This window comes from Desulfobacter postgatei 2ac9 (genome assembly GCF_000233695.2).
GTDB classification, from domain to species: domain Bacteria; phylum Desulfobacterota; class Desulfobacteria; order Desulfobacterales; family Desulfobacteraceae; genus Desulfobacter; species Desulfobacter postgatei.
Genome location: NZ_CM001488.1, coordinates 1,411,597 through 1,414,101 on the forward strand (window position 1 = coordinate 1,411,597; position 2,505 = coordinate 1,414,101).

The window sequence follows — 2,505 nt, forward strand, 5'->3', positions numbered from 1 at the left end:
CGGGATCTTGAAACCATTTCTCTGGCTGTTGAGGCCGCTTCCACCGCCTCTTGTGCCAGAGACAGAATCCATTACGATCCCAATACAGGATTTTCAATATATTCTGTTTCCGATTACAGAATACAAACATATGTCCTGAGAATGGATCTAAATTCAATGTTTCACTCACAAGTATGGATAACCCATCAATGGATTTGCGCATATCAGTGCTCCCAAGTGCAATATGAATTTTTAAATTCTGGGTGGGAGAAAACATCAGCACCTCCCCAATACTTGGAGCACCTGGGCTAGGGTTGTCTGGGAAAATCCATCCGGTATTTCGATCTGAAATCGGTTATCTATATTCAGCCTTAATCCTTTTTGCTCAGAACGGTTTAGAACCTGGGTGATTTGTGTTGAAGGGACCTGAACGAATTCTGGAAAAAGGGTCTGGTTTTTGAATTTGCTTTTCCAGTATGTAAACTGGTTGGGCCTTAAGTCATGTTGCCTACAGTATGCATTCTGTGACATGCCGGATTCAGACCATTGTTTAATATGGTGCTTCCAGAATTGGGTGCGCTTTTGATTTTTCTTGTTTGCTTTTGACATATGATGAACCTCCGCTAATTAAAAGATGGCTCATCTTCTCATGGCACGCTAACGATTTGTAGATGGGGTTTGCTAACCGCTTACTTTTGAATCGTTTCATAATCCGATAAAGCGTAGAGCGATTGATACCCAGAATTTTGGAGGCCTCGGTTTTATTACCTCCGGTGGATTCCAGCACTTCCTCAATGTGCGTTCTGTTCATCTGATCCAATGAATTGATATTCCTGCGAGGGGTTCTTGAGACAGAGTGTCTGAAAATGCTGGGAAGGCTTTCTACTGTTAACGCAGGGGTTTCTTCGAATAAAGTAGCTCTTTCGATAATGTTTTCTAACTCTCTCACATTTCCAGGCCAATTGTATTTTTCCATCAATTTTAAGGCATCGTAGGATATTTGATCAATCTGCTTGTTGTTCTGGGCAGCATAACGTCTCAAGAAATAAAAGGCCAACAGCGCAACATCATCAATGCGTTCACGCAATGGCGGTAAATTGATGGTGACGACATTAAGTCTATAGTACAAATCTTCTCTGAAGCGACCTTTTTCGACCATATCCTCAAGATTTTTATTAGTGGCAGCGATAATTCGAACCTGAACGATCTTCCGTTCAAATGATCCTACTGGTCGGATTTCTCCACTCTCAATAGCTCTTAGAAGGGTTTGTTGAAGCCCTTTGCCAATATCCCCGATTTCATCAAGGAACAAGGTGCCCCCGTCGGCAGCCTCAAAAAAACCCTGCTTATCCGATATCGCTCCGGTATATGCGCCTTTAACATGTCCGAATAATTCACTGCTCATCAAATTTTCATTGATTGCGGCACAATTGACCGGGATGTAGGGTTTTGCTGCCCTGTCTCCATTATAATGTATGGCCTTTGCCACTAGTTCTTTTCCGGTACCGGTTTCGCCACAAATCAGTACTGTGCTTTTGGAATCTTTTACATGGTGGATAGTTTTAAAAACCGCCATCATTGAGGGGCTGTTCCCTATGATATTATCAAAGGAATATTCCTGTTTTAACTGACGTTTTAAATGGATATTATCGATGAGCAGGGATTTTTTCTCCAACGTCTTTTTGACTACAACTTTGAGTTCTTCCATATCAAAGGGTTTCAGAATATAATCTTCAGCCCCTTCTTTCATGGCAGACACTGCCGTATCTACTGTGCCATATGCTGTGATCATGATAAACATGATACCAGCATCGTATTTTTTTGCTGCTTTTAAAATCTGCTTACCGTCAATGCCAGGCAGTTTTAAATCTGAAATCACCAGATCAAATGAATGCTGCTTGATCTGTTTCAGGGCTTGTTCTCCGGACTTTGTGGAATATACATCGTACCCCATTTTTTAATGACATGTACCAAGCCTCTGTTTAAAGTCACATCATCTTCCACGATTAATATTTTAAACGGAACCACACTCATATTTTCTAGCCCCCAGTTGGAAGTTCAAGGGTGAAATTTGTCCCAGGTTTGCTCGCATCGTCCTGGGTTGCACTGACCACCTTTAAATCACCGCCCAGTTTCCTTGCCATTTCATAACTGATAAAAAGTCCCAAGCCCGTTCCCTCCCCCGGCTTTTTGGTTGAATAGAACGGATTAAATATATTTGACATATCCTCCTGGCAGATACCGATACCGGAATCTGTCACCTCAATTTTTACCAGTTTCAAGACTGGAATATAGCGGGTGCTCAATGTAAGAACGCCGCCATCAGGCATGGCCTCGATGGCGTTTGCCACAAGATTCGTAATGATGGACTGCAGGGTGCTGGGATCTGCCAAAACATCTGGGATATCAGGCATTAAAGTCATTTCAACATGAATATTTTTTGCGTCACAGTGAGGAATAGTGATTTCCATCAATTTTGTCAGAAGATCATTGCAATTGACTGTTTGCAGGTCACTTTGTGTGTGT

General features: G+C 42.1%; 4 protein-coding genes. All 4 read right to left on the bottom strand.

The window, feature by feature from the left end:
• Positions 1 to 256 (bottom strand): IS66 family insertion sequence element accessory protein TnpB (tnpB, locus tag DESPODRAFT_RS06500; RefSeq protein ID WP_004072324.1); only part of this gene is annotated, 256 nt, incomplete at its 3' end.
• A complete protein-coding gene (tnpA, locus tag DESPODRAFT_RS06505; RefSeq protein ID WP_004072325.1) occupies positions 256 to 588 on the bottom strand; it encodes an IS66 family insertion sequence element accessory protein TnpA in 333 nt (110 codons plus the stop codon). The genes tnpA and tnpB, both read right to left, overlap by 1 nt.
• Positions 530 to 1,933, bottom strand: coding sequence for a sigma-54-dependent transcriptional regulator (locus tag DESPODRAFT_RS06510; RefSeq protein WP_004072326.1), 1,404 nt, complete (start codon positions 1,931 to 1,933; stop codon positions 530 to 532). The genes tnpA and DESPODRAFT_RS06510 overlap by 59 nt, the downstream gene beginning before the upstream one ends.
• A gap of 85 nt (positions 1,934 to 2,018) precedes the next feature.
• Positions 2,019 to 2,505 (bottom strand): sensor histidine kinase (locus DESPODRAFT_RS06515; RefSeq protein ID WP_004072327.1); only part of this gene is annotated, 487 nt, incomplete at its 5' end.